We start from the raw sequence: 18,436 nt of genomic DNA on the forward strand, positions 1-18,436 counted from the left end.
CTCACTGACCCTCCCCGGGTGCGACCACGGCCAGTCCCGCCCCGACGTCCTCGACGTCAGCGCCCTCGAGGGGCCGCGCGGTCCGGATCAGCTCGTCCCACAGGCCCTGTCCGCGCAGACCAGTCGAGGCGGAGAGCAGCGCCGCGACGCCGGTGACATGCGGAGTGGCCATCGAGGTGCCGCTGATGCTGCGGTGCAGCTCGGGGCGGGGCCAGGAGGAATAGATGTCCACCCCGGGGGCAGCGATGTCGACCTCGCCGCCGTCGTGCGCCAGTGAGCGGGCCGAGAAGTCCGCCACGCGAAGACCAGAGTCCAGTGCCGCGACCGCCATGACGTACGGGCTGTTCGCCGGCGCTCCGACGAACCCGGGATTGCCCGCACGACGCCCGGCATTGTTGCCTGCCGCCGCGACCAGCACCGCGCCCTGCTCCAGCGCCCGCCGACCGGCGGTCACGTACGGCGGATGGACTTCACGCACATCGGCGCCCAACGACATCGAGATGATCTGGCAGCCGTTCGCCAGCGCCCAGTCGATGCCGGCGAGGATCGACGCGTCCGAGCCGGACCCGTCCTCGCCCAACACCTTGGCCGAGAAGATCTCCACCCCGGACGCGACCCCGAAGCCTGGCCCGGAGGGTGAGTTCCAGGGTCCACAGGCAGTGCCCACACAGTGTGTGCCGTGCCCGTGCACATCCTCGGGTCCTTCCCCGGTGATGAAGGACTCTGCGGTCACGTTCCGTCCGGCGAAGTCCGGGTGTCCGACGTCGAAGCCGGTGTCGAGCACCGCGACGCGGACTCCGGCGCCGGTGAGCCCGGCAGCTTGGGCGCGACCAATCTCGACGGCCTGCAACCCCCAGGTCAGCGCCGCCGTGTCGGTGAACTCGGCCGCGGTGACCGGATCTGCGGCGACAGTCCTGTCTAAGGAGGTGGGGTCCACCGCCGCACCGTCAGCGGGGGTCGCGCCGATTGCGTAGTAGGTCAGCTCGCGGCTGTAGCTCATCGGTGCCCGGCGCTCCAGGCAGCGACCGCTGAACGCCTCCAGCTCACCGGGTTCCCCGTCCACCACGCCCACGCCGAGCCGCGGGAAGTAGACGTCGGTGGAGAAGCCCTGGGCGCTGAGCAGCCCGGGAGCCCCTCGTTCCAGCATCTCGGAATCTGTGGTGTCAAAGGTCACTACGAAACGTTCCATGGCTGTCCAATCCCTGTGCCGCGCCGACAAGTGGGCACCAGGCTAGGGTCGCAACCTGCACGTCAGCCGAGTGACCTGGAGATTGTCCCTTGCGGCCATCTGTCCGCCACGGGTGACTCCGCTCGAGGGGTGTTTTCCTGTGCGAGGGGACAGAGCTCATGACGCATAATTGGGGACTGTGACACGACAGGACAGTAACCCAGCCCCGCCCAGCGGCCCCGCCGGCACCCCGAAGATCGGGGTCATCGGCGACGGCCAGCTCGCCCGCATGATGGCCCCCGCCGCCGTCGAGCTGGGCATCGAGCTGCACCTGCTCGCCGGTTCCGCCGACTCCTCGGCCGCCCAGGTCATCCCGCACACCACGCTCGGTGACTACACCGATCCCGCAGACGTCACCGCCTTCGCCGCCGGGCTGGACGTGATCACCTTCGACCACGAACAAGTCCCCGCGGAGGTGCTCGCAGCGCTCACCGCGAACGGCATCGCGATGCACCCGGGGCCCGAGGCGCTCCTCTACGCCCAGGACAAGCTCGCCATGCGCCGCGCCGTGGAGCACCTCGGCCTGCCGAACCCGCGCTGGGCCGAGGTGCACAGCGTGGATGAGCTGCTGAGCTTCGGCGCCGAGACCGGCTGGCCCGTGGTGCTGAAAACCCCACGTGGCGGCTATGACGGCAAGGGCGTGCGGATGATCGACTCTCCCGAACAGGCCGCGACGGCCCACGACTGGTTCACCCGCGCCGCGGAATCCGTCACCGGTCTGCTCGCCGAACAGAAGGTGCCCTACACCCGCGAGCTCTCCGCCCAGGTCGCGCGCTCAGCCAGCGGGGAGACCGTCACCTACCCCGTGGTGGAATCCACACAGACCAACGGCGTCTGTGACGAGGTGATCGCCCCCGCCCCGCTGACCAGCGAGGACCACCTGGAGACGGCCGAGCGGATCGCCCGCACGATCGCTGAGAAGCTCCAGGTCACCGGGATGCTGGCGGTAGAGCTCTTCGAGATCAGCGAAGACGCCGCAGACCCCGAGACCGGAGTCACCGCCGGGATCTACATCAACGAGCTCGCCATGCGCCCGCACAACTCCGGGCACTGGACCATGGACGGGTCCATCACCAGCCAGTTCGAACAGCACCTGCGCGCGGTGCTCGGGCTGCCGCTCGGGGCCACCGAGGTCAAGGGCGGCGTCGGCGGCTACACGGTGATGAAGAACCTGCTCGGCAGCGCGGCCGCGGGTGAGCGATCCCTGCACGGATCCTTCGCCGCGGCGATGCGCCGCTCGCAGGGCTCGAAGATCCACCTCTACGGCAAAGAGGCGCGTCCAGGACGCAAGATCGGACACGTGAACATCCTCACCCAGACCCATTCCACGCAGGAGACCTGGGAGGCACGTCGAGCCAGGCTCCAGCGTGTGCGCCGAGCTGCAGCAGACGTGGCCGAGATCATCGTGGAAGGACCCGCCCAATGAGCGCGCTCACCGACAATCACCCCTCCGAGGCCCCGGCCCCCGAGGGGCTCCCCAGCGAGGCCGGACCCGGCCCGCACTCCACCGCCCAGGTCAGCCTGGTCATGGGGTCCAACTCCGACTGGCCGGTCATGAAGGCCGCCGCACAGGTGCTGGACGAGTTCGGCATCAGCTTCGAAGCCGACGTCGTCTCCGCCCACCGGATGGCCGAAGAGATGATCAGCTACGGCAAGACGGCGCACGAACGCGGCCTCCGCGTGATCATCGCCGGGGCTGGGGGAGCCGCCCATCTGCCGGGCATGCTCGCCTCGGTCACCCCGCTGCCGGTGATCGGCGTCCCGGTGCCGCTGAAATACCTCGACGGCATGGACTCACTCCTGAGCATCGTGCAGATGCCGGCCGGCGTCCCGGTCGCCACCGTCTCCGTCGGCGGTGCCCGCAACGCCGGGCTGCTCGCTGTGCGCACCCTGGCCGCGGGAGACTCCGCCCAGGCCGCACAGCTGCGTGAGAAGCTGCTCGACTTCCAGAGGTCACTGGCGGCCGAGGCCCACGCCAAGGGTGCCGCACTGCGTGAAGAAGCCGCCGAGCTGGGCACGTACAGGGCGCGATGACCGACTCCACGATCAGCTACCACCGGTTCGACAGCGAACCGGATGTGCTCCGCAGCCCTCAGCGCGGCTCCGAGACCGACCGCACCCGACGCGCCCTCATGCTCCTGGCGCTGACCCTCTTCATCCCCGGCGCTGCGCAGATCGCCGCCGGCTCCAAGAAGCTCGGCCGCACCGCTCTGGCGGTGACGGTGGCCTGCTGGTTCTCCGCGCTGCTGCTGGGACTGATGTTCCTCACCATGCGCGGCGTGGCGCTCTCGCTGCTGACCCAGCCGTTCATGCTCTGGCTCGGTGCCGTCGTGCTCGGCGCGCTGGCCATCGGCTGGCTCGTCCTATGGCTGGACACCTTCCGGCTGATCCACTTCACCTCCCTCACGCGGGGACTGAAACCGGTCGTCGTCGTCGTCCTGGTGGTGCTGATGACCGTGACCTCCGGCTCGCTGGGCTACGGCGCAAAGCTGGTCAACGATGGCCGGACCGCGCTGGACGGGATCTTCGCGGCTGGGCCCGCGATCGATGCCGTGGACGGTCGGTACAACTTCCTGCTCATGGGCGCCGACGCCGACGAGGGGCGCGAAGGACTGCGCCCGGACTCGATCCACGTGGTCAGCGTCAACGAGGACTCCGCGGAGACGATCATCTTCTCGATCCCGCGCAATTTCCAGAACGCCCAGTTCAACGAGGACTCCCCGCTCAACGCCGTCTACCCCGACGGCTACGACTGCGGCGACGAATGCATCATCAACTTCCTCTACACCGACGTGATGAACAACCACCAGGACCTCTATCCCGAGGCCGAGGATCCCGGCGCCGAAGCCATGATGGACGCGGTCTCCGGCAGCCTGAACCTCGACGTCTCCGGCTACGTGATGGTCGACATGGGCGGCTTCGAGAGCCTGATCGACGCGATGGGCGGCATCACCGTGGACTCCGGGGGCTGGGTTCCCTACCGTGGCCCGATGCCCGACGGCAGCTGGGGCGACAACTGGTGGGAACCCGGTGTCCACGAGTTCTCCGGTGAACAGGCGCTGGCCTATGCGCGCTCGCGCACCTTCAGCTCCGACTACAACCGGATCCAGCGTCAGCAGTGCATCCAGCAGGCGATGATGTCCCAGTTCAACCCGCAGACGCTGCTGACCCGTTTCAGCGAGATCATGCAGGCCGGGGAGAACGTGGTCGAGACCAACCTGCCGCAGTCCCAGCTGGGGTCCTTCCTGGACCTCGCGGCCGACGCGCAGGGCCAGGAGCCGCAGCGACTGGTGCTCGGCGCCCCGGACTTCGGCACGTCCGGGGACCTGTTCTCCACCTACCCCGACTTCGAGCAGATCCAGCAGCGGGTGGATGAGCTAATCGCCAATGAGGAGCAGCAGGGCGGAGGCGGGCTCTTCGGCTCCGCAGGGCTTCTGCCCGCACAGTCCGGCGCGCTCGGTGTGATGCTCGCGACACCTCAGGCCACCGGGCAGGCCGCGGATGCGGTGGAGGAGGACGAACCATCGATCGACCCCACCCCGCCGCCCACCCAGCCAGACGGCTCTGAGCTGACCCGAGAGTATCTCATCGAGGCCCAGCTCAACGGGCAGACCGGGGTATTGGAGGAGGCCGCCTCCACCAACTACCTCTGCGAACCGGTGAATTAGGGCTGATAAGGTTCTCCCGATGTTCAAGATGATCAACCCCGTCCGCGAATATGCGTGGGGCTCCACCACTGCGTTCAGCGAGCTCTTCGGCTGGGCCGCCTCGACGACCCCGCGGGCAGAGATCTGGATGGGGGCGCATCCTGGAGATCCTTCCTCCCTGACGCTGAGCCCGGAGTCGCGGCAGCAACCGGTCCCCCTCCCGGAGTACCTGCGTGGCGAAGCGGAGGTCGCGGCGGACTTCTCCTTTCTGCTGAAGGTCCTCGCCGCCGAGCAGCCGCTCTCGATCCAGTCCCACCCCTCCGTGGAACGAGCCCGGCACGGCTTCGCGGCGGAGGAGTCCGCGGGCGTCGCGCTGGACGCTCCGCATCGCAGCTATAAGGACCCCAACGCCAAACCGGAGCTGATCGTCGCGCTGACCGAGTTCTCCGCGTTGTGCGGCTTTAGGCCCTACGCGGAAGCCGAGGCCGGGCTGAATGCGCTGCGCACGGGACTGGCCGGTCTCGAGAGCGCCGCGGCAGACCAGCAGCTCCTCGTGCTGCTGGATCGACTCCGTGAGTTCGTGGCGCGGAAGGACTACCGCGGAGCGCTTGAACATCTGCTCCGCGGCGAACGCGATGCCGCCGTCGTCGCCGCCGCCGAGCTGCACAGACATCTGGATCTGCGTGAAGAGCCTGTAGAGGAAGACGGCGCTGCGCTGCGCGAGACGCTGGACCCGGGCACCCGGGAGATGCTGGCCCATGTCAGCGCCGCATTCCCCGCGGACCCAGGCATCTTCGTCACCCTGCTGCTCAACTGGGTCACGCTCCAGCCCGGCGAGTCCATCTACCTCCCGGCGGGCAATCTCCACGCCTACCTCCACGGGGTCGGCGTCGAGCTCATGGGCAACTCCGACAACGTGCTCCGCGGCGGTCTGACCGGCAAGCACCTGGATGTCGACGAACTGCTCAGCGTCACCGACTGCGAGGTGCTGCCCGTCCCGCACTGTCCGGTGCAGCAGTCCGGCTCCACGCCGCACCGCATCCGTTACGAGGCACCCTTCAAGGACTTCACGCTCGAGCGGATCGAATTTCCGGGCGAGACGGTGCTGGACCAGCCCGGCCACGGCATCGTGCTCTGCACCGCAGGTCAGCTGACTCTGCATGCTTCGGCCGTCGTGCCCGACGATGCCCGGAACGGGACCTCGACTGCGGACACTGACGGCGCCAGACCCATCGAAGGCCCAGGAACCTCTCATACGCTGACCCTGAACCCGGGCGAGTCAGCCTTCCTGCCGGACTCCACGGGTCACCGGCTGAGCGCCTCCGCTCACGCCCAGGCCTTCGTGGCCAGGGCCACCTCCGAACGCCAAGACCAGGAGCACCCTCGCCCATGATCAGCAAGCTCTCGCGGCGCCTAGTGAACCTCTTCCTCACGCTCTGGCGCGAGGTCGCGAAGTTCGGCGCCGTGGGTGGGGTCGCGTTCATCATCGACTCCGCCATCTTCCTCTGGCTGATCAGCGGCCCCATGGACGACTCTCAGCTGAAGGCCAAGGTGGTCTCCGGCGTCGTCGCCACGCTGTTCTCGTGGGTGGCGAACCGCTATTGGACCTTCCGGCACAGGCGATCCACCGGCAAGACCCGCGAACTGGTGATGTTCCTGGTGATGAACGCGATCGGCCTGGGCATCCAGACCGGCTGCGTGGGCATTGCCAAGTACGTGCTCGGCATGGACTCGGTGAGCGAGGTCTTCATCGCCGGCAACGTGATCGGCCTGGTGCTCGCCACCATCTTCCGCTTCTTCGCGTACAAATACTGGGTCTTCACCACCGACCGCACGGAGACCGCCGACCTGCCCACCGAGCAGGATCCAGCCGCCGACGCCGCCGAGGCCACCTCCCGCTGACCCGAGGCTGGGGGTTCCCTGACCCCCGAGGGTGCTCTGCTGTTACTCCAACGCCACCGCGTGGGCACTTTGCGGTGGAATGGCGCGTAGGGGCGGGCGTCATTCCGCCACAAAGTGCCGTCTCGAGGGTGGCCGGGGGCGGCAAGGGGGATCGACTCGGTGGAGCCCCGGTCAGCGGACGCCTTCGTTGCGCATCATCTGGTCCCAGGCCTCGGGCTGCGCGGCCGGATCGCCCTGGAACAGCACCACCGGGCGGCTCTGCGCCCAGGTCGTGAGCATCTGCGCAAAGAGATCCTTGCCGCCCCAGCGCGCCACCTGCCAGTCCTGCAGGTTCACCTGTGTCGCGGCGCCGACGACGACGAGCCCGCCGCCTGCACTCCCGGCGGCCTCGGCCTCGGAGGCCGCCCGCGGGAGCTCCAGCGGCGGCAGCGGCGCCGGCAGCTGGTCCGGATGCTGGCGGACCTCCGCGGAGACGTCCAGCGCCCAGGCTGGAAGTCGCTGCCCGGTGGACTCCTCGAAGGAGGCGTCCAGCAGGCCGGGGGAGATCGCCGCGAGCTCAGCGTCGCTCAGAAGCTGCGCCAGCGCGCCGGCTCCGGTCCAGTCGCCAGGCCGATCGGTGATGATCAGTCCCGGCTCCAGCGCCGAGACCGTGGCTGCGCGGGCGTCGTCGTCGTTCTGCGACGCTCCGGGCCCGATCAGGGAGATCTCCCAGCCGAGCGCCCCGGAGGCCAGCAGAACGGCGGTGGCCTTCCAGTGCGCCGCAGCGTCGAGAAGAACCGCGTCATCGTCTTCGATCTCGGATTCCTGGCTGAAGAGGCCGATCAATTTGATCGTCCAGTTCTGCAGCACCCGTCCGGAGAGCTCCACCCGTTCCTGCTCCTCACCAGCCCCGTACCAGATCAACGCGGGCTGCGGACGTGATTCGAGCAGATCCAACAGGGCGGGGAAGGTGCGGGGCTGTTGGGCGGCCGAGCCGCCAAGTGTGAGCGGGGTCATATTTTTTCTCCTGAGCTCGCCACGCCTCGCGATCAGCTGATTTTTGACGGCGTGTCGGGCGTGATCGAGGGGTTGTCGGTCTGGTAGTGGCGACTTCGGTCGCTCACTTGACGGATCATTGCTTACGCCAGTGTAATTAGGAGCAGTACACGCATGATCAATCTCGGGAGGCCCTTTGATGGGGAACGCAGAGCGGCTGGGCACAGAACAGCCCGGCACCACGGCCATAGCCCGCAGGACGGGTCTTGAGGTTCCTGCTGATTGGTTCGTGGACCCTGCTGATCCCCAGGCCGCCGAGCGGCTGGAGCACGGCAAGACCCTAGAGGACCAGGCGACTGCCTTCCTTGCCGCCCATGAAGAGGCCGAGCGCCTCTCTGCAGACAGCCTCTCGCAAGACTCCGGCTCCTCGGTCACCTCTCTCAGTGAGGCTCCTTCCCGCCGCACTGAGGCTCCGACCCATGAGCTTCCCGACCGGGAGACCGCCGCGCCGGAGACCCGGCCCGCGGACTCCAGCCGGACCACCTGGCTGGGCCTGCCCGCCCTGGTCCCCACCGATGAGATCGAGGGGGAGCTCGCCTGGCAGGCGGACGCCCTCTGCGCGCAGACCGACCCGGAAGCCTTCTTCCCCGAGAAGGGCGGCTCCACCCGGGACGCCAAGAAGGTCTGCGGCGCGTGCAACGTGAAGCAGGAATGCCTGGAGTACGCGCTGGGCAATGATGAGCGCTTCGGCATCTGGGGCGGACTGTCTGAGCGGGAGCGGCGAAAGCTGCGAAAGAGAGCTCTCTGATCAACGGGCAGTCTCGCCCTCATATCGCCGCCGTCGTCCTGCACGACGGCGGCGATTTGTCGTCCGATCGAGGACACGTCGGGTCTGCCGCCCCGAGTGAGACCCACCCTCCGAACGACTTCGACCCCTCGACGGACCTCGCCGGCGAGTCCAGCACCGCGGTGCAGCGGACCCGAGCCGGGCTCGCCGTGCAGACCCGCGCCCCGGATCACATCATCGAGCTCTCCGCCCCGAGCTACCGCGGAGTCCAGGACCTCTCCCGCTCGGTCCGCTCCGAGCTGCTCGAAGACCGCCGGCAGGCGCGCAGCACCGCGCGCAGGGGCTCGGGCGGGACCAATGCCACCCAGCTCTGGCGCAGCCTCGAACGGCAGCTGCCCGACGGCTTCAACCCCCGCCACCAGTGGCTCTGGATCATCCCGGCGGGCACCATCCCCACCTCCGACGCCCTGGAACGGCTCGAAGAGCGCCTCTTCACGGTCAAGGACGAGGACCATCACGCTCAGATCCAGATCGTGGGCGCCAAGCAGCTCTCCGCCGAGTCCCCGGAGCGGCTGGTCGATGTCGGTCTCTACAGCGCCCACTCCGCCGAGGTGCTCACCGCCACCGAGCCCAAGGAGCTGGACCAGGGCCAGTACGACGGCCGCGACGCCGTCCCCGCGGTCTCTGCGGAGGGGATGCTGGTCCACGCCCCGCTCTTCGGTGACCTCGGCGGTTTCGATCCGTTGCTGAGCGGGGACTACGCCGCCGCGCAGTTCTGCCGCTGCGCCCGCGAGGTCGGCGCGTACATCGTGATCGAACCCACCGCCCGGGTGCTCCGCGAGGAGCCGCCCCGCCGGGACACCGTCCACCGCCTCGGCGGCACCCTGCACCTGCCCCCGCCCCAGCGGGTCAGCCAGATCCGCCGTCGGCTGGCCATGGCGACCCCGCTCGCGGTCCCGTTCCTCTGGCTGGGCATGTGGATCGCCGCCCTCCTGCGACTGATCGGGCTGACCGTGGTGAAGGCCCCCGACGCCGGCGCCGGCCAGTTCTTCGCCTCGGTGCGCGCCCTGCTGAACTGGGGCGCGATCGCCCACACCCGTCGGTTCTCCGCGAAGGGCCGGGGAGCCGTGCTCGCCCGGCTCAGTCGCGACGAACAGATCAGCTCCCCGAACGACGTCGTGCGCTCCGGCCGCCAGGCCGAGGCGCGGATGCTGTTCGGCGCCGCGGAGGTCCGGGCGCAGCGCCGCTCCGCGATGACCGCGGAGACCGTCTCGGTCCCGCGCACCCGGTTCACCCCCGTCTTCTACGGCGAGCCCGACGACACCAGGGAGCGCGAGAACAACGAAGACGCGCTGCTCGAGATCGGCGCCTCCGACGGGGAGTTCGACGAGATGCCCTCGCGCCGCTCCGGAGACCGGCTCGGCCTGTTCCTGATGCTGCTGGTGCTTGCCGGCGCCTCCCTGCTGGCGTTCCGGGACCTGCTCTCGGCGGAAGCCATCACCGGCGGCGCCGCGCTGCCGGTGGCCGGTTCGCTCAGCCAGGTCTTCGCCGACTCGGTGAGCTTCCTGGCCGCTGACAGCCTCGGCGCGCTCTCCGCCGCAGACCCTTTCAACCTGCTCCTGCTGGCGATCTCCGCGCTGAGCTTCGGGCACGGTTCCGCCGTGCTGGTCTGGCTGCTGATCCTCGCGCTGCCGCTGAGCGCGCTCAGCGCCTGGTACGCCGCCGGGCTCTGGTCCACCAAGGCCTCCCGCCGAGTCGTCTCAGCGCTGCTCTGGACCGCGATGCCCACCCTGCACATCGCCGTGGGGGAGGGCCGCATAGGCGCCGTGCTGGTCCACATCCTGCTGCCGGTGGCAGTGGTGGCCACCGTCCGCGCGGTGGGCCGCGCCGCCGTCGGAGTGGGCGTCGCCGGAAGCTGGGAGTACGCCACCGGTGCCGCAGTGCTGCTGATGGTGCTCACCGCCGCCTCCCCGGCGCTGCTGCCGCTGGTGATCGCCGTCGGCGTCGTGCTCGCCCTGGTCCTGGGCCGCCGCGGCCGGCCGCTGTGGCTGATCCCGCTGACCTCGCTCGCCGTGGCGACCCCGATGATCGCCTCCGCCCTGATGCAGGGCAAGAACCTCGCCGCGGTGCTCCTGCACGAGCCGGGCCGGACGCTGGCCGTCGACGCCGCTCCGCTCTGGCAGCAGCTCCTGGGCTTCTCCCGAGCCTTCGATCCCGCCGCGGGACTCGCCTCCGCCGGTGCCGCCGGATCCTGGCTGCCCGCCTACCTGGCCGGGGACTTCTGGAGCCTGCGCATCGCACTGCTGATCGGACTGCCGCTGCTGCTGATCGCGCTGCTGGGGATCTTCACCGGCAGCCGGACCCGGCCGCTGCCGATCGTGGCCGGCACCCTGCTGCTTGCGAGCCTCGGCCTCTCCGCCCTGGTCGGGCTCCTCGCCGCAGGTACCGACGGCACCGCGGTGATCACAGGAAACCCGGGCCCGGTGGTCTCGGTGATGCTCTTCTGCCTGCTCGCCGCAGGCATGGCGTCCCTGGACCGCTTCCCGCTGGCGTTCCCCCGCGTCGGCCGCACGATCACCCCGGTGATCTCCACGCTGCTGGTGCTGGCCATCGGCGCCTCGCTGGTCCTGTTCTACAGCCCTCGCGTCATGCCCGGCGCACCCCTGACCGGTCAGCCGCTGACCGCGGTGAACGCCGCCCCCACCCTCATCGAGTCCGGCGCGGTGCGACAGCTTCCCGCCACCGCGGCGGATCAGGGCACCGGGCCCGCACAGCTGCGCACGCTGGTGCTCTCGGCGGCGGATCCCGGCGTGATCGGTGAACTGGTCTCCGGCGAGGGCCGCACGCTGGACAAGTCCCGCGCCGTGGTCGCCGCCGGTGACCTGCCCCTCTGGGCCCAGCCGGAACGTCTCCCGAACCTGCTCGGAGGCACCCGCGACGACGCCGGCTCCGCGGCCGATCCAGCCGTCGGCCCGGCCGCCGCCGCGCCCAGTGACGCGACAGCCGAAACCGCCGAGTTCTCCGCCGCAGAGCAGCGCCTGGCCGCGCTGATCGCCTCGCTGATCACTCCCGGGGCCGTGGAGACCGAAGGCCTGCTGGCCGAGCTCGGTGTGGGCTATGTGCTCATCGATCAGGGCGAGCCCGCGGTGCTCACCGACGCTGTGGACACCGCCGCCGGCCTGGTGTCGGTCGGGGCGACCGATCGCGGCGAGCTGTGGCGCGCCGAAGTCGACGAGGACGCGCCCCTACCCTCCGCCGAGGGTCTCTTCGGAGTTCCCACCAGCTGGGCGCGGATCGTGGACGCCGAGGGCGAGGTCCAGGCGCTGTTGCCGAGCCGGTCACAGGCGCTCGACGTCGATCTGGAGCAGGTCACCGCCGACGACGGCGCGGGGCTGGATCCGCAGGGCGATTACCTGCTGGAACTCTCCACTCAGCACGCCGACGGCTGGCGAGCCAGCTGGGACGGCCAGGACCTCGAGTCCGTGCCGGTCGAAGCCGAGGCGTCCGCACAGGAGTCCGATGGCACCGCCGCCTGGATGCAGCGGTTCGAGCTGCCCGCTGAGGCGCTGACCGCTGAAGGTGCTGGGCTGCGGGGAGAGCTCAGCGCCGACCACCGCAGCGCCTATCAGCTTCCGGTGCTGATCACCCTGGGAGTCTTCCTGCTGCTGGTGGCGCTGATCGCGGTCCCGCTGCCCCGCGGAAGCCGCATGCTTCCCGTGGCAGACACCGATGAGCTGGAAGGACGCCGAGGATGAGCGCCAAGAAGGTCAGAGTCAAGAAGCTCATCAGGGAGCAGCGTCAGGCCCGCAGCGGAGCCAAGACCCGCACCGCATCCGTCGTCATCACCGCCGGAGTGCTCGCCGCCATGGTGGGTTCGATGGCGCTGGACGGGCTGACGGATGGCGGCTCCCAGGCTGCCCGCGGCACTTCCGGTCTCGGAGCCTCGGCCGCGCTGGGCGCCGCCTCGGTGGCCGCGCCCCAGGCCGGACAGACCTTCATCTGCCCGCCGATGCCCGGCCAGCCGGATTCGCTGACCACGGATGGTCAGCTGGAGTATCGAGACCGAGACTCCTCAGCGTCCTCCCGGTTCTCGGCGGTGCTCTTCGCCTCGGACCTCTCCGGAACATTCTCTGACTCCTCGTGGGCCCAGCTCAACGAGGATGGGCGCGTCAACGAGACCACCGTGACCGAGTCCGCCTCCTCCGACGACGCCGACCCTGCCGATGCCGCCGACACCGATGCCCCGCTGAGTGAGCGCGAGGCGGTCTACACCTCCACCGGCGACCTCGCCCGACCCCCGCTGCTGGAGAGCTCCGCTGCCGCCGACGGCAGCGCCCCGGCGGCGGCAGCGCTGTATGAGTACGAGGCAGAGGCCGGCCCAGTGACCGGACTCGCCGTCGGAACGTGCACCGCCCCCGAACGCAGCCAATGGTTCTTCGGTCCTGAGATCGCCGCCGGGTCCTCCTCGCTGCTGACCCTGGGCAATCCGTTCGACCGGTCCGCCACGGTGGAGGTCACGAGCGTCGACTCCGACGGCGATCGAGGGACCACCGGCACCCGGTCCGTCGTCGTCCCCGGCCAGACCACCCGCTCGGTGAACATCGCCGGACTGGCATCCGCGGGCAATGAGCTCGGCGTCCTGGTCCGCTCGGCTGGAGCACCGGTGACTGCGCAGCTGCAGTCCTCCCGCGCCTCCGGACTGACCGGCACCGGAGTAGAGTTCCTACCCGGGATGACCGCACCGGGCGCCGAGCACCTGATGCCCGGCGTCCCGATCCCCGACGGCGTCCGCGACTCCGGCGAGGAGGACGACGAAGAGTCCACCGCACCGCCTGAGCTCTGGATCCATGTCCCCGGCGACGAGGGCGCGACCGTGGAGCTGCAGGTCTATGGCGAGGACGGCCAGCAGGCCATCGAGACCCCCGGCGTCTTCACCGTCGACGGCGGCGAGATCGACGCGGTGGATCTGCGCGGCATCGAACCCGGCGTCAGCGACATCCGGGTGCGCACCGACGTTCCCGCCTACGTGGGGGTGCGCAGCGAGACCGAGGACGGCACGGACTTCAGCTGGGCCGCATCCGCCGCGACCCTGGTGGAGGGGTCGGGAACGCTCCTGCCCGAGGCAGGCGAGACGGAGCTGCACCTGTTCGCCTCCGGCGCCTCAGGCAGCATCGGCTACCGGGTGCTCGATGCCGAGGGCGAGTTCGGGTCCGAACAGACTCTCGAGCTCACCGCCGACGGCGCCGGCGTCATCTCCGCGGAGGATCTGGCCTCGGCCGCGCCGGAGGGCAGCCAGGAGGGCCCCGTGATGATCTCGTTCGCCGATCCGCAGCTCGACGGCGAGGGCACCGTGCACGCGACCATGATCACCGCCACCGACGAAGGTCAGTTCAGTCTGACCCCGGTCTCGCCGCTGGGCGGCCCCGAGGAGTACGTGCCCGTGAGGCTGCTGCGGTGAGTCCCTCCGGGGACCATTGACAGTCGCGGCAGCGACTATGGAGCATTGCCGCCATGAGTGCATCTCCCGCCGCGGCCGCCCCGTCCACGCAGTTCCTGGAGCGTCCCGAAGGCAGGATCGCCTATGACGTCCAGGGTGTCGGTCCGCTCCTGGTGCTGGTGCCTGGGATGGGGGAGCTGCGGTCCTCCTATCGCTTCCTGACCCCCCGGCTGGTGGAGGCGGGCTACACCGTGGTGACCACCGATCTGCGCGGTCACGGCGAGAGCGACACCACCTTCTCGGCCTACGGGGATCCCGAGACCGCCTCCGACATCAGCGCGCTGATCGATTCGCTCGGCAGCTCCGCGGTGATCATCGGCAACTCTCTCGCCGCCGGGGCGGGCGTCATCGTGGCGGCCGATCATCCCGAGCAGGTCACCGGGCTGGTCCTGCTCGGCCCCTTCGTGCGGAACCCGCCGGCTGGACGGATCAGCCTGGCGATGTTCCGGGCGATGACTGCTCCGTTCTGGGTGGCTTTGATGTGGAAGTCCTATATGCCCACCCTCTACTCGGGCCGGAAGCCGGAGGACTTCAAGGAATACCGCGATGCCGTGACCGCCAGCCTGCGCCGCCCCGAATATGGCCGAGCCTTCTCGCTCACCACCCGGCAGACCGACCACGACCCCGCCGAGGCCAGGCTCCTCGAGGTGCGCGCTCCGGTGCTCGTGGTGATGGGCGAGCGCGACCCTGACTTCAAGGATCCTGCGGGGGAGGCACACTGGATCGGAGAGACCCTGAAGGCCGACGTCGTGATGGTGCCGCAGGCAGGCCATTACCCGCAGTCCCAGCAGCCGGAGATCACCGAGCGAGCGATCCTGGAATTCCTGGAGAGTATGGGCCCCCGCGCCTGAGGCCCTCCTGGTGTGCAGCACCGCCCGCGAGGCGCCCGCGAGGAGCCCTTGCCCGAGGAGCAGATTCCCGGACGGCTCACCTGTGCGGCGTCGGGCGGTACACGAGCTCCTGGATGTGCCCGTCGAGCGTCCGACTCTCCAGCAGCTGGAGATCGAAGTCTCCCGCTCCTCTGAGGATCGGGCTGGTCCCGGTGTGGCCAGAGATGACCGGAAAGACGGTCACCTGGATGCGGTCAACCAGACCGGCGGCGAGCAGCGACCAGTTCAACGACAAGCTCGCCTGGGAGCGCAGCGGCACCGCAGACTCAGCCTTCAGCCCCCGTATGATCGTGGCGGCGTCTCCGCGCAGGATCGTCGCGTCGGGCCAGCCCAGGGTGCTCTCCAGGCTCGATGACACCACCACCGCAGGCTTCCTCAGCAGATGCTGATTCCATTCATCGAGGGCGTTCGGATCGGTGCCCTCCGCCATGATCTCGGCGACCTCGCGGAACGTGGTGGCGCCGAAGACCATGAGCTGATCGGGCGTGAACTGGCTGGCGCGATGGTCCAGCAGCTCGGGGCCCTGTCTGTTCCAGTAGCCGCCCCAGTCGGCGTCCTCGGCGAAGGAGCCGTAGCCATCGAGCGTGGAGAAGACGTCCCAGGTGTAGAGGGCGGCCATGGCAGGGTCCATTCGTGGTGGGCGGATCGCGCCTGCAAGCCTCACACATGCCTCCGTGAGGCGCTCGGCCTTGTGTGAGGCGCGCGGAACGACCACGGTAATCGCGCGGACGTGCGCGACTCCAGAACCGCTGGCCACTGCGGGCTGGTCCCTCCGCCGTCGCGCCTGAGGGACGTCCGGGGGAGTCGTTGCTAGGGTGGTCTCTCGTGGATTCCTCGCGCCGATGCACCCGAAACAGCTGTGAGCGGCCTGCCGCCGCCACCCTGACCTACTCCTATAAAGACTCCACCGTGGTGGTAGGCCCGCTGAGCGTCTACGCGGAGCCGCACACCTACGACCTCTGCGACCGCCACGCCGCCTCGGTCACGCCGCCACGCGGCTGGGAGGTGCTGCGGCTGACCCTCAACTCAGCGCCGACGCAGGAGGATGACCTCTTGGCACTGGCCGACGCCGTGCGCGAGTCTCCCGAGGTCCAGGCCGCCTGGGCGCTGGCTCAGAAGGCGCAGCGCGAGGCCGAGCAGTCCGGCCAGGCAGAGCCGTCTGATCGCGCCGCGGAGCCTGAGCTGCCTACGCGCTCCACCCGTGACCGCATGGCTCCGCCCGTCCGCACCGGCGGGCCCGGGATCTCCCGCGGGCACCTTCGCATGCTCGACGACTGAGCGAGCCGCCGAACCGCCGGCTGCCGCTTCGGCCACTGCGGGCGTTGATAGAGTGACGTGCCAAAGACTCCGGGAGGTCATGTGACAACAGGTCCGCACGCCAAGACGATGCACATCGGCGAGCTCGCGGATCGCACCGGCCTGTCCCTGCGGACCATCCGCCACTACGGCGACGTCGGCCTGCTCCCAGCGAGCGGCAGGACCGAGGGGGGTTTCCGGCTCTACAGCGAGGCGGATCAGCAGCGACTGATGCGGATCAAGTACCTGAAGCCACTGGGGTTCAGCCTCGAGGAGCTCACCGAGGTGGTCGCGCTGCTGGAGCTGGATTCGCTGGACGTCGAACAGCGTGAACGAGCCCAGGCATCCCTGGACCACGTGGTGCGGGAGCGCGAGAAGCTCGCCGCCTACCTCAACCAGGCCGACCTGCTGGCCGAGCAGCTCCGCGATCAGCTCAGCGGCTGAAGTCTCTCCATAGCGTGAGAGCTTGCTCACAGGAATCAAACCCTACCCTTACGTTAGGGTAGGGTTTCTGTCGTGACCGGTTGGAGCTCGTCTCACCGGTGCCCCACTCTTCTCTGCGCAGCGTCGCCTCCGCGCCCGCCGCACGTCATCCGAGGGACACCGCCGTGTCCACCACCCGAGAACGGAGCCTCATGGCACGCACGCCCACGGCCGTCGCCGAGGAATTGACCCCGGAACAGCGCCAGTCAGTCCTTCGCACGCTCAAGTCTCCGCGCCTGCTCAAGACGGAGCTGTTCGCCGGGCTGGTGGTGGCACTCGCGCTGATCCCCGAGGCCATCGCGTTCTCGATCATCGCCGGCGTGGACCCGCGCTATGGGCTCTTCGCCTCCTTCACCATGGCCGTCTCGATCGCCTTCCTCGGCGGACGCCCCGCGATGATCTCCGCGGCCACCGCCGCCACCGCGCTGGTGATCGCGCCTCTGATGGCGAGTCACGGAGTCGAATACCTCATCGCCACCGTCATTCTGGCCGGTGTCTTCCAAGTGCTGCTGGCAGTGCTCGGGGTAGCCAAGCTGATGCGCTTCATCCCGCGCTCGGTGATGGTCGGATTCGTCAACGCGCTCGCGATCCTGGTCTTCACCTCGCAGTTCCCCGATCTCATCGGCGTCCCGTGGCTGGTCTACCCGCTGGTCGCCCTCGGGCTGGTGATCATCTACCTGCTGCCGCGGATCACCACGGTGGTCCCGGCGCCGCTGATCGCCATCGTGCTGATCACCGTGCTCGCCGTGGTCTTCGCGCTCAACGTACCCACCGTGGGGGACAAGGGCGAGCTGCCACAGTCGCTCCCCGAGCTGTTCATCCCGGAGGTCCCCCTCACCCTGGAGACCTTCCAGATCATCGCCCCCTACGCACTGGGCATGGCCGCGGTCGGACTGCTGGAGTCGCTGATGACGGCGAAGCTGGTAGACGATGTCACCGACACCCGCTCCGACAAGGTCCGCGAATCCTGGGGCCAGGGCGCGGCCAACATCATCAGCGGGTTCCTCGGCGGCATCGGTGGCTGCGCAGTCGTCGGGCAGACCATGATCAATGTGAAGGCCTCCGGAGCCCGGACCCGGATCTCCACCTTCCTCGCCGGCATCTTCGTCCTGATCCTCGCGGTGAGCCTCGGTGACGTCGTCGCGATGATCCCGATGGCCGCGCTGGTCGCGGTGATGATCTTCGTCGCGGCCGCCACCTTCGACTGGCACAGCATCAAGCCCGCCACGCTGAAGATGATGCCCAAGTCCGAGACCTCGGTCATGCTGGTCACCGTGATCGCCACCGTCTGGACGCACAACCTGGCCATCGGCGTCGGCTCCGGCGTGCTCACCGCGATGGTGCTCTTCGCCCGCCGGGTGGCCCACCTGGCCACGGTGGAGCGCCGGATCGAGCAGCACTTCGGTGAGGAGATCGCGAAGTATGAGGTCACCGGTGAGCTGTTCTTCGCCTCCTCCAACGACCTCTACACCCAGTTCAACTACGCCGAGGATCCCGACCACGTCGTGATCGACATGTACAACTCCCACGTCTGGGACGCCTCCACCGTGGCCTCCCTGGACGCGATCACCGAGAAGTACTCCAAATACGGCAAGCGGGTGGAGATCTCGGGTCTCAACACCGCCAGCGCCGCGCTGCACGAGCGGATGGCCGGCAACCTCGGCGCCGGTCACTGACCACCGCCGCATCAGAATGACCCGACAGAGGGCCGGTGTCCTCGGATGACGACGC

15 protein-coding genes are annotated in these 18,436 nt (G+C 69.2%); 12 read left to right on the forward strand and 3 right to left on the reverse strand.

Features of this window, described 5'->3' with window-relative positions; translation table 11 throughout:
• Position 1: 1 nt before the first annotated feature.
• On the reverse strand, positions 2-1,189 hold the full coding sequence (locus ACHAA4_RS11365; protein WP_435774285.1) for a S8 family serine peptidase: 1,188 nt from the start codon (positions 1,187-1,189) through the stop codon (positions 2-4).
• A gap of 178 nt (positions 1,190-1,367) precedes the next feature.
• Between ACHAA4_RS11365 and ACHAA4_RS11370 the strand changes: the two genes are divergently transcribed.
• Genes ACHAA4_RS11370 through ACHAA4_RS11390 form a run of 5 tightly spaced genes read left to right on the forward strand, consistent with a single transcriptional unit; the run spans position 1,368 to position 6,777 of the window.
• A complete protein-coding gene (locus tag ACHAA4_RS11370; RefSeq protein WP_435774286.1) occupies positions 1,368-2,654 on the forward strand; it encodes a 5-(carboxyamino)imidazole ribonucleotide synthase in 1,287 nt (428 codons plus the stop codon).
• Positions 2,651-3,262 carry a 5-(carboxyamino)imidazole ribonucleotide mutase gene (purE, locus tag ACHAA4_RS11375; RefSeq protein ID WP_435774287.1) on the forward strand — a complete coding sequence of 204 codons (612 nt, stop codon included), beginning with the start codon at positions 2,651-2,653 and terminating at the stop codon, positions 3,260-3,262. Before ACHAA4_RS11370 ends, purE begins: the two co-directional genes overlap by 4 nt.
• Entirely contained in the window at positions 3,259-4,896 is a 1,638-nt protein-coding gene (locus ACHAA4_RS11380) for an LCP family protein (RefSeq protein ID WP_435774288.1), read from the forward strand. Before purE ends, ACHAA4_RS11380 begins: the two co-directional genes overlap by 4 nt.
• A 19-nt stretch (positions 4,897-4,915) precedes the next feature.
• Complete coding sequence (gene manA, locus ACHAA4_RS11385) at positions 4,916-6,268, forward strand: mannose-6-phosphate isomerase, class I (protein WP_435774289.1); 1,353 nt, start codon at positions 4,916-4,918, stop codon at positions 6,266-6,268.
• A complete protein-coding gene (locus ACHAA4_RS11390) occupies positions 6,265-6,777 on the forward strand; it encodes a GtrA family protein (RefSeq protein WP_435774290.1) in 513 nt (170 codons plus the stop codon). Before manA ends, ACHAA4_RS11390 begins: the two co-directional genes overlap by 4 nt.
• A gap of 171 nt (positions 6,778-6,948) precedes the next feature.
• On the opposite strand, the gene ACHAA4_RS11395 is transcribed toward ACHAA4_RS11390, so the two are convergent.
• Positions 6,949-7,773, reverse strand: a complete 825-nt coding sequence (locus ACHAA4_RS11395) for a TIGR03089 family protein (protein ID WP_435774291.1) — start codon at positions 7,771-7,773, stop codon at positions 6,949-6,951.
• A gap of 178 nt (positions 7,774-7,951) precedes the next feature.
• Between ACHAA4_RS11395 and ACHAA4_RS11400 the strand changes: the two genes are divergently transcribed.
• From ACHAA4_RS11400 to ACHAA4_RS11415, 4 genes are read left to right on the forward strand one after another with little or no spacing between them, the layout of a single operon-like run.
• Positions 7,952-8,560, forward strand: coding sequence for a WhiB family transcriptional regulator (locus tag ACHAA4_RS11400; RefSeq protein WP_435774292.1), 609 nt, complete (start codon positions 7,952-7,954; stop codon positions 8,558-8,560).
• Positions 8,561-8,616: 56 nt separating this feature from the next.
• Positions 8,617-12,294: a hypothetical protein gene (locus tag ACHAA4_RS11405; protein ID WP_435774293.1), complete on the forward strand. Its 3,678-nt coding sequence runs from the start codon at positions 8,617-8,619 to the stop codon at positions 12,292-12,294.
• The gene (locus tag ACHAA4_RS11410; protein WP_435774294.1) at positions 12,291-13,997 is read left to right on the forward strand and encodes a DUF5719 family protein; all 1,707 of its coding nucleotides are present in this window, start codon (positions 12,291-12,293) and stop codon (positions 13,995-13,997) included. Before ACHAA4_RS11405 ends, ACHAA4_RS11410 begins: the two co-directional genes overlap by 4 nt.
• Positions 13,998-14,050: 53 nt before the next feature.
• Positions 14,051-14,887, forward strand: coding sequence for an alpha/beta fold hydrolase (locus tag ACHAA4_RS11415; RefSeq protein WP_435774295.1), 837 nt, complete (start codon positions 14,051-14,053; stop codon positions 14,885-14,887).
• A gap of 76 nt (positions 14,888-14,963) precedes the next feature.
• Here ACHAA4_RS11415 and ACHAA4_RS11420 read toward each other — a convergent pair whose 3' ends face one another.
• Positions 14,964-15,545, reverse strand: coding sequence for a dihydrofolate reductase family protein (locus ACHAA4_RS11420; RefSeq protein WP_435774296.1), 582 nt, complete (start codon positions 15,543-15,545; stop codon positions 14,964-14,966).
• Positions 15,546-15,751: 206 nt separating this feature from the next.
• Here ACHAA4_RS11420 and ACHAA4_RS11425 point away from each other — a divergent pair, with 206 nt between their 5' ends.
• The 3 genes from ACHAA4_RS11425 to ACHAA4_RS11435 all read left to right on the forward strand — a co-directional run bounded on the left by ACHAA4_RS11425 (position 15,752) and on the right by ACHAA4_RS11435 (position 18,381).
• A complete protein-coding gene (locus ACHAA4_RS11425; protein ID WP_435774297.1) occupies positions 15,752-16,204 on the forward strand; it encodes a DUF3499 domain-containing protein in 453 nt (150 codons plus the stop codon).
• Positions 16,205-16,285: 81 nt separating this feature from the next.
• The gene (locus ACHAA4_RS11430; protein ID WP_435774298.1) at positions 16,286-16,666 is read left to right on the forward strand and encodes a helix-turn-helix domain-containing protein; all 381 of its coding nucleotides are present in this window, start codon (positions 16,286-16,288) and stop codon (positions 16,664-16,666) included.
• Positions 16,667-16,857: 191 nt separating this feature from the next.
• Positions 16,858-18,381 carry a SulP family inorganic anion transporter gene (locus ACHAA4_RS11435; protein WP_435774299.1) on the forward strand — a complete coding sequence of 508 codons (1,524 nt, stop codon included), beginning with the start codon at positions 16,858-16,860 and terminating at the stop codon, positions 18,379-18,381.
• The last annotated feature ends 55 nt before the right edge of the window (positions 18,382-18,436 follow it).

Source organism: Nesterenkonia maliinae (assembly GCF_051262655.1).
In the GTDB taxonomy this organism is placed as follows: Bacteria; Actinomycetota; Actinomycetes; order Actinomycetales; family Micrococcaceae; genus Nesterenkonia.

What these genes read in the sequence shown, in the direction of transcription:
- ACHAA4_RS11420 (WP_435774296.1), bottom strand. Translation starts at nt 15,545, where the DNA reads ATGGCCGCCCTCTACACCTGGGACGTCTTCTCCACGCTCGATGGCTAC.
- ACHAA4_RS11400 (WP_435774292.1), top strand. Translation starts at nt 7,952, where the DNA reads ATGGGGAACGCAGAGCGGCTGGGCACAGAACAGCCCGGCACCACGGCC.
- ACHAA4_RS11390 (WP_435774290.1), top strand. Translation starts at nt 6,265, where the DNA reads ATGATCAGCAAGCTCTCGCGGCGCCTAGTGAACCTCTTCCTCACGCTC.
- manA (WP_435774289.1), top strand. Translation starts at nt 4,916, where the DNA reads ATGTTCAAGATGATCAACCCCGTCCGCGAATATGCGTGGGGCTCCACC.
- ACHAA4_RS11380 (WP_435774288.1), top strand. Translation starts at nt 3,259, where the DNA reads ATGACCGACTCCACGATCAGCTACCACCGGTTCGACAGCGAACCGGAT.
- ACHAA4_RS11435 (WP_435774299.1), top strand. Translation starts at nt 16,858, where the DNA reads ATGGCACGCACGCCCACGGCCGTCGCCGAGGAATTGACCCCGGAACAG.
- ACHAA4_RS11415 (WP_435774295.1), top strand. Translation starts at nt 14,051, where the DNA reads ATGAGTGCATCTCCCGCCGCGGCCGCCCCGTCCACGCAGTTCCTGGAG.
- ACHAA4_RS11395 (WP_435774291.1), bottom strand. Translation starts at nt 7,773, where the DNA reads ATGACCCCGCTCACACTTGGCGGCTCGGCCGCCCAACAGCCCCGCACC.
- ACHAA4_RS11365 (WP_435774285.1), bottom strand. Translation starts at nt 1,189, where the DNA reads ATGGAACGTTTCGTAGTGACCTTTGACACCACAGATTCCGAGATGCTG.
- ACHAA4_RS11410 (WP_435774294.1), top strand. Translation starts at nt 12,291, where the DNA reads ATGAGCGCCAAGAAGGTCAGAGTCAAGAAGCTCATCAGGGAGCAGCGT.
- purE (WP_435774287.1), top strand. Translation starts at nt 2,651, where the DNA reads ATGAGCGCGCTCACCGACAATCACCCCTCCGAGGCCCCGGCCCCCGAG.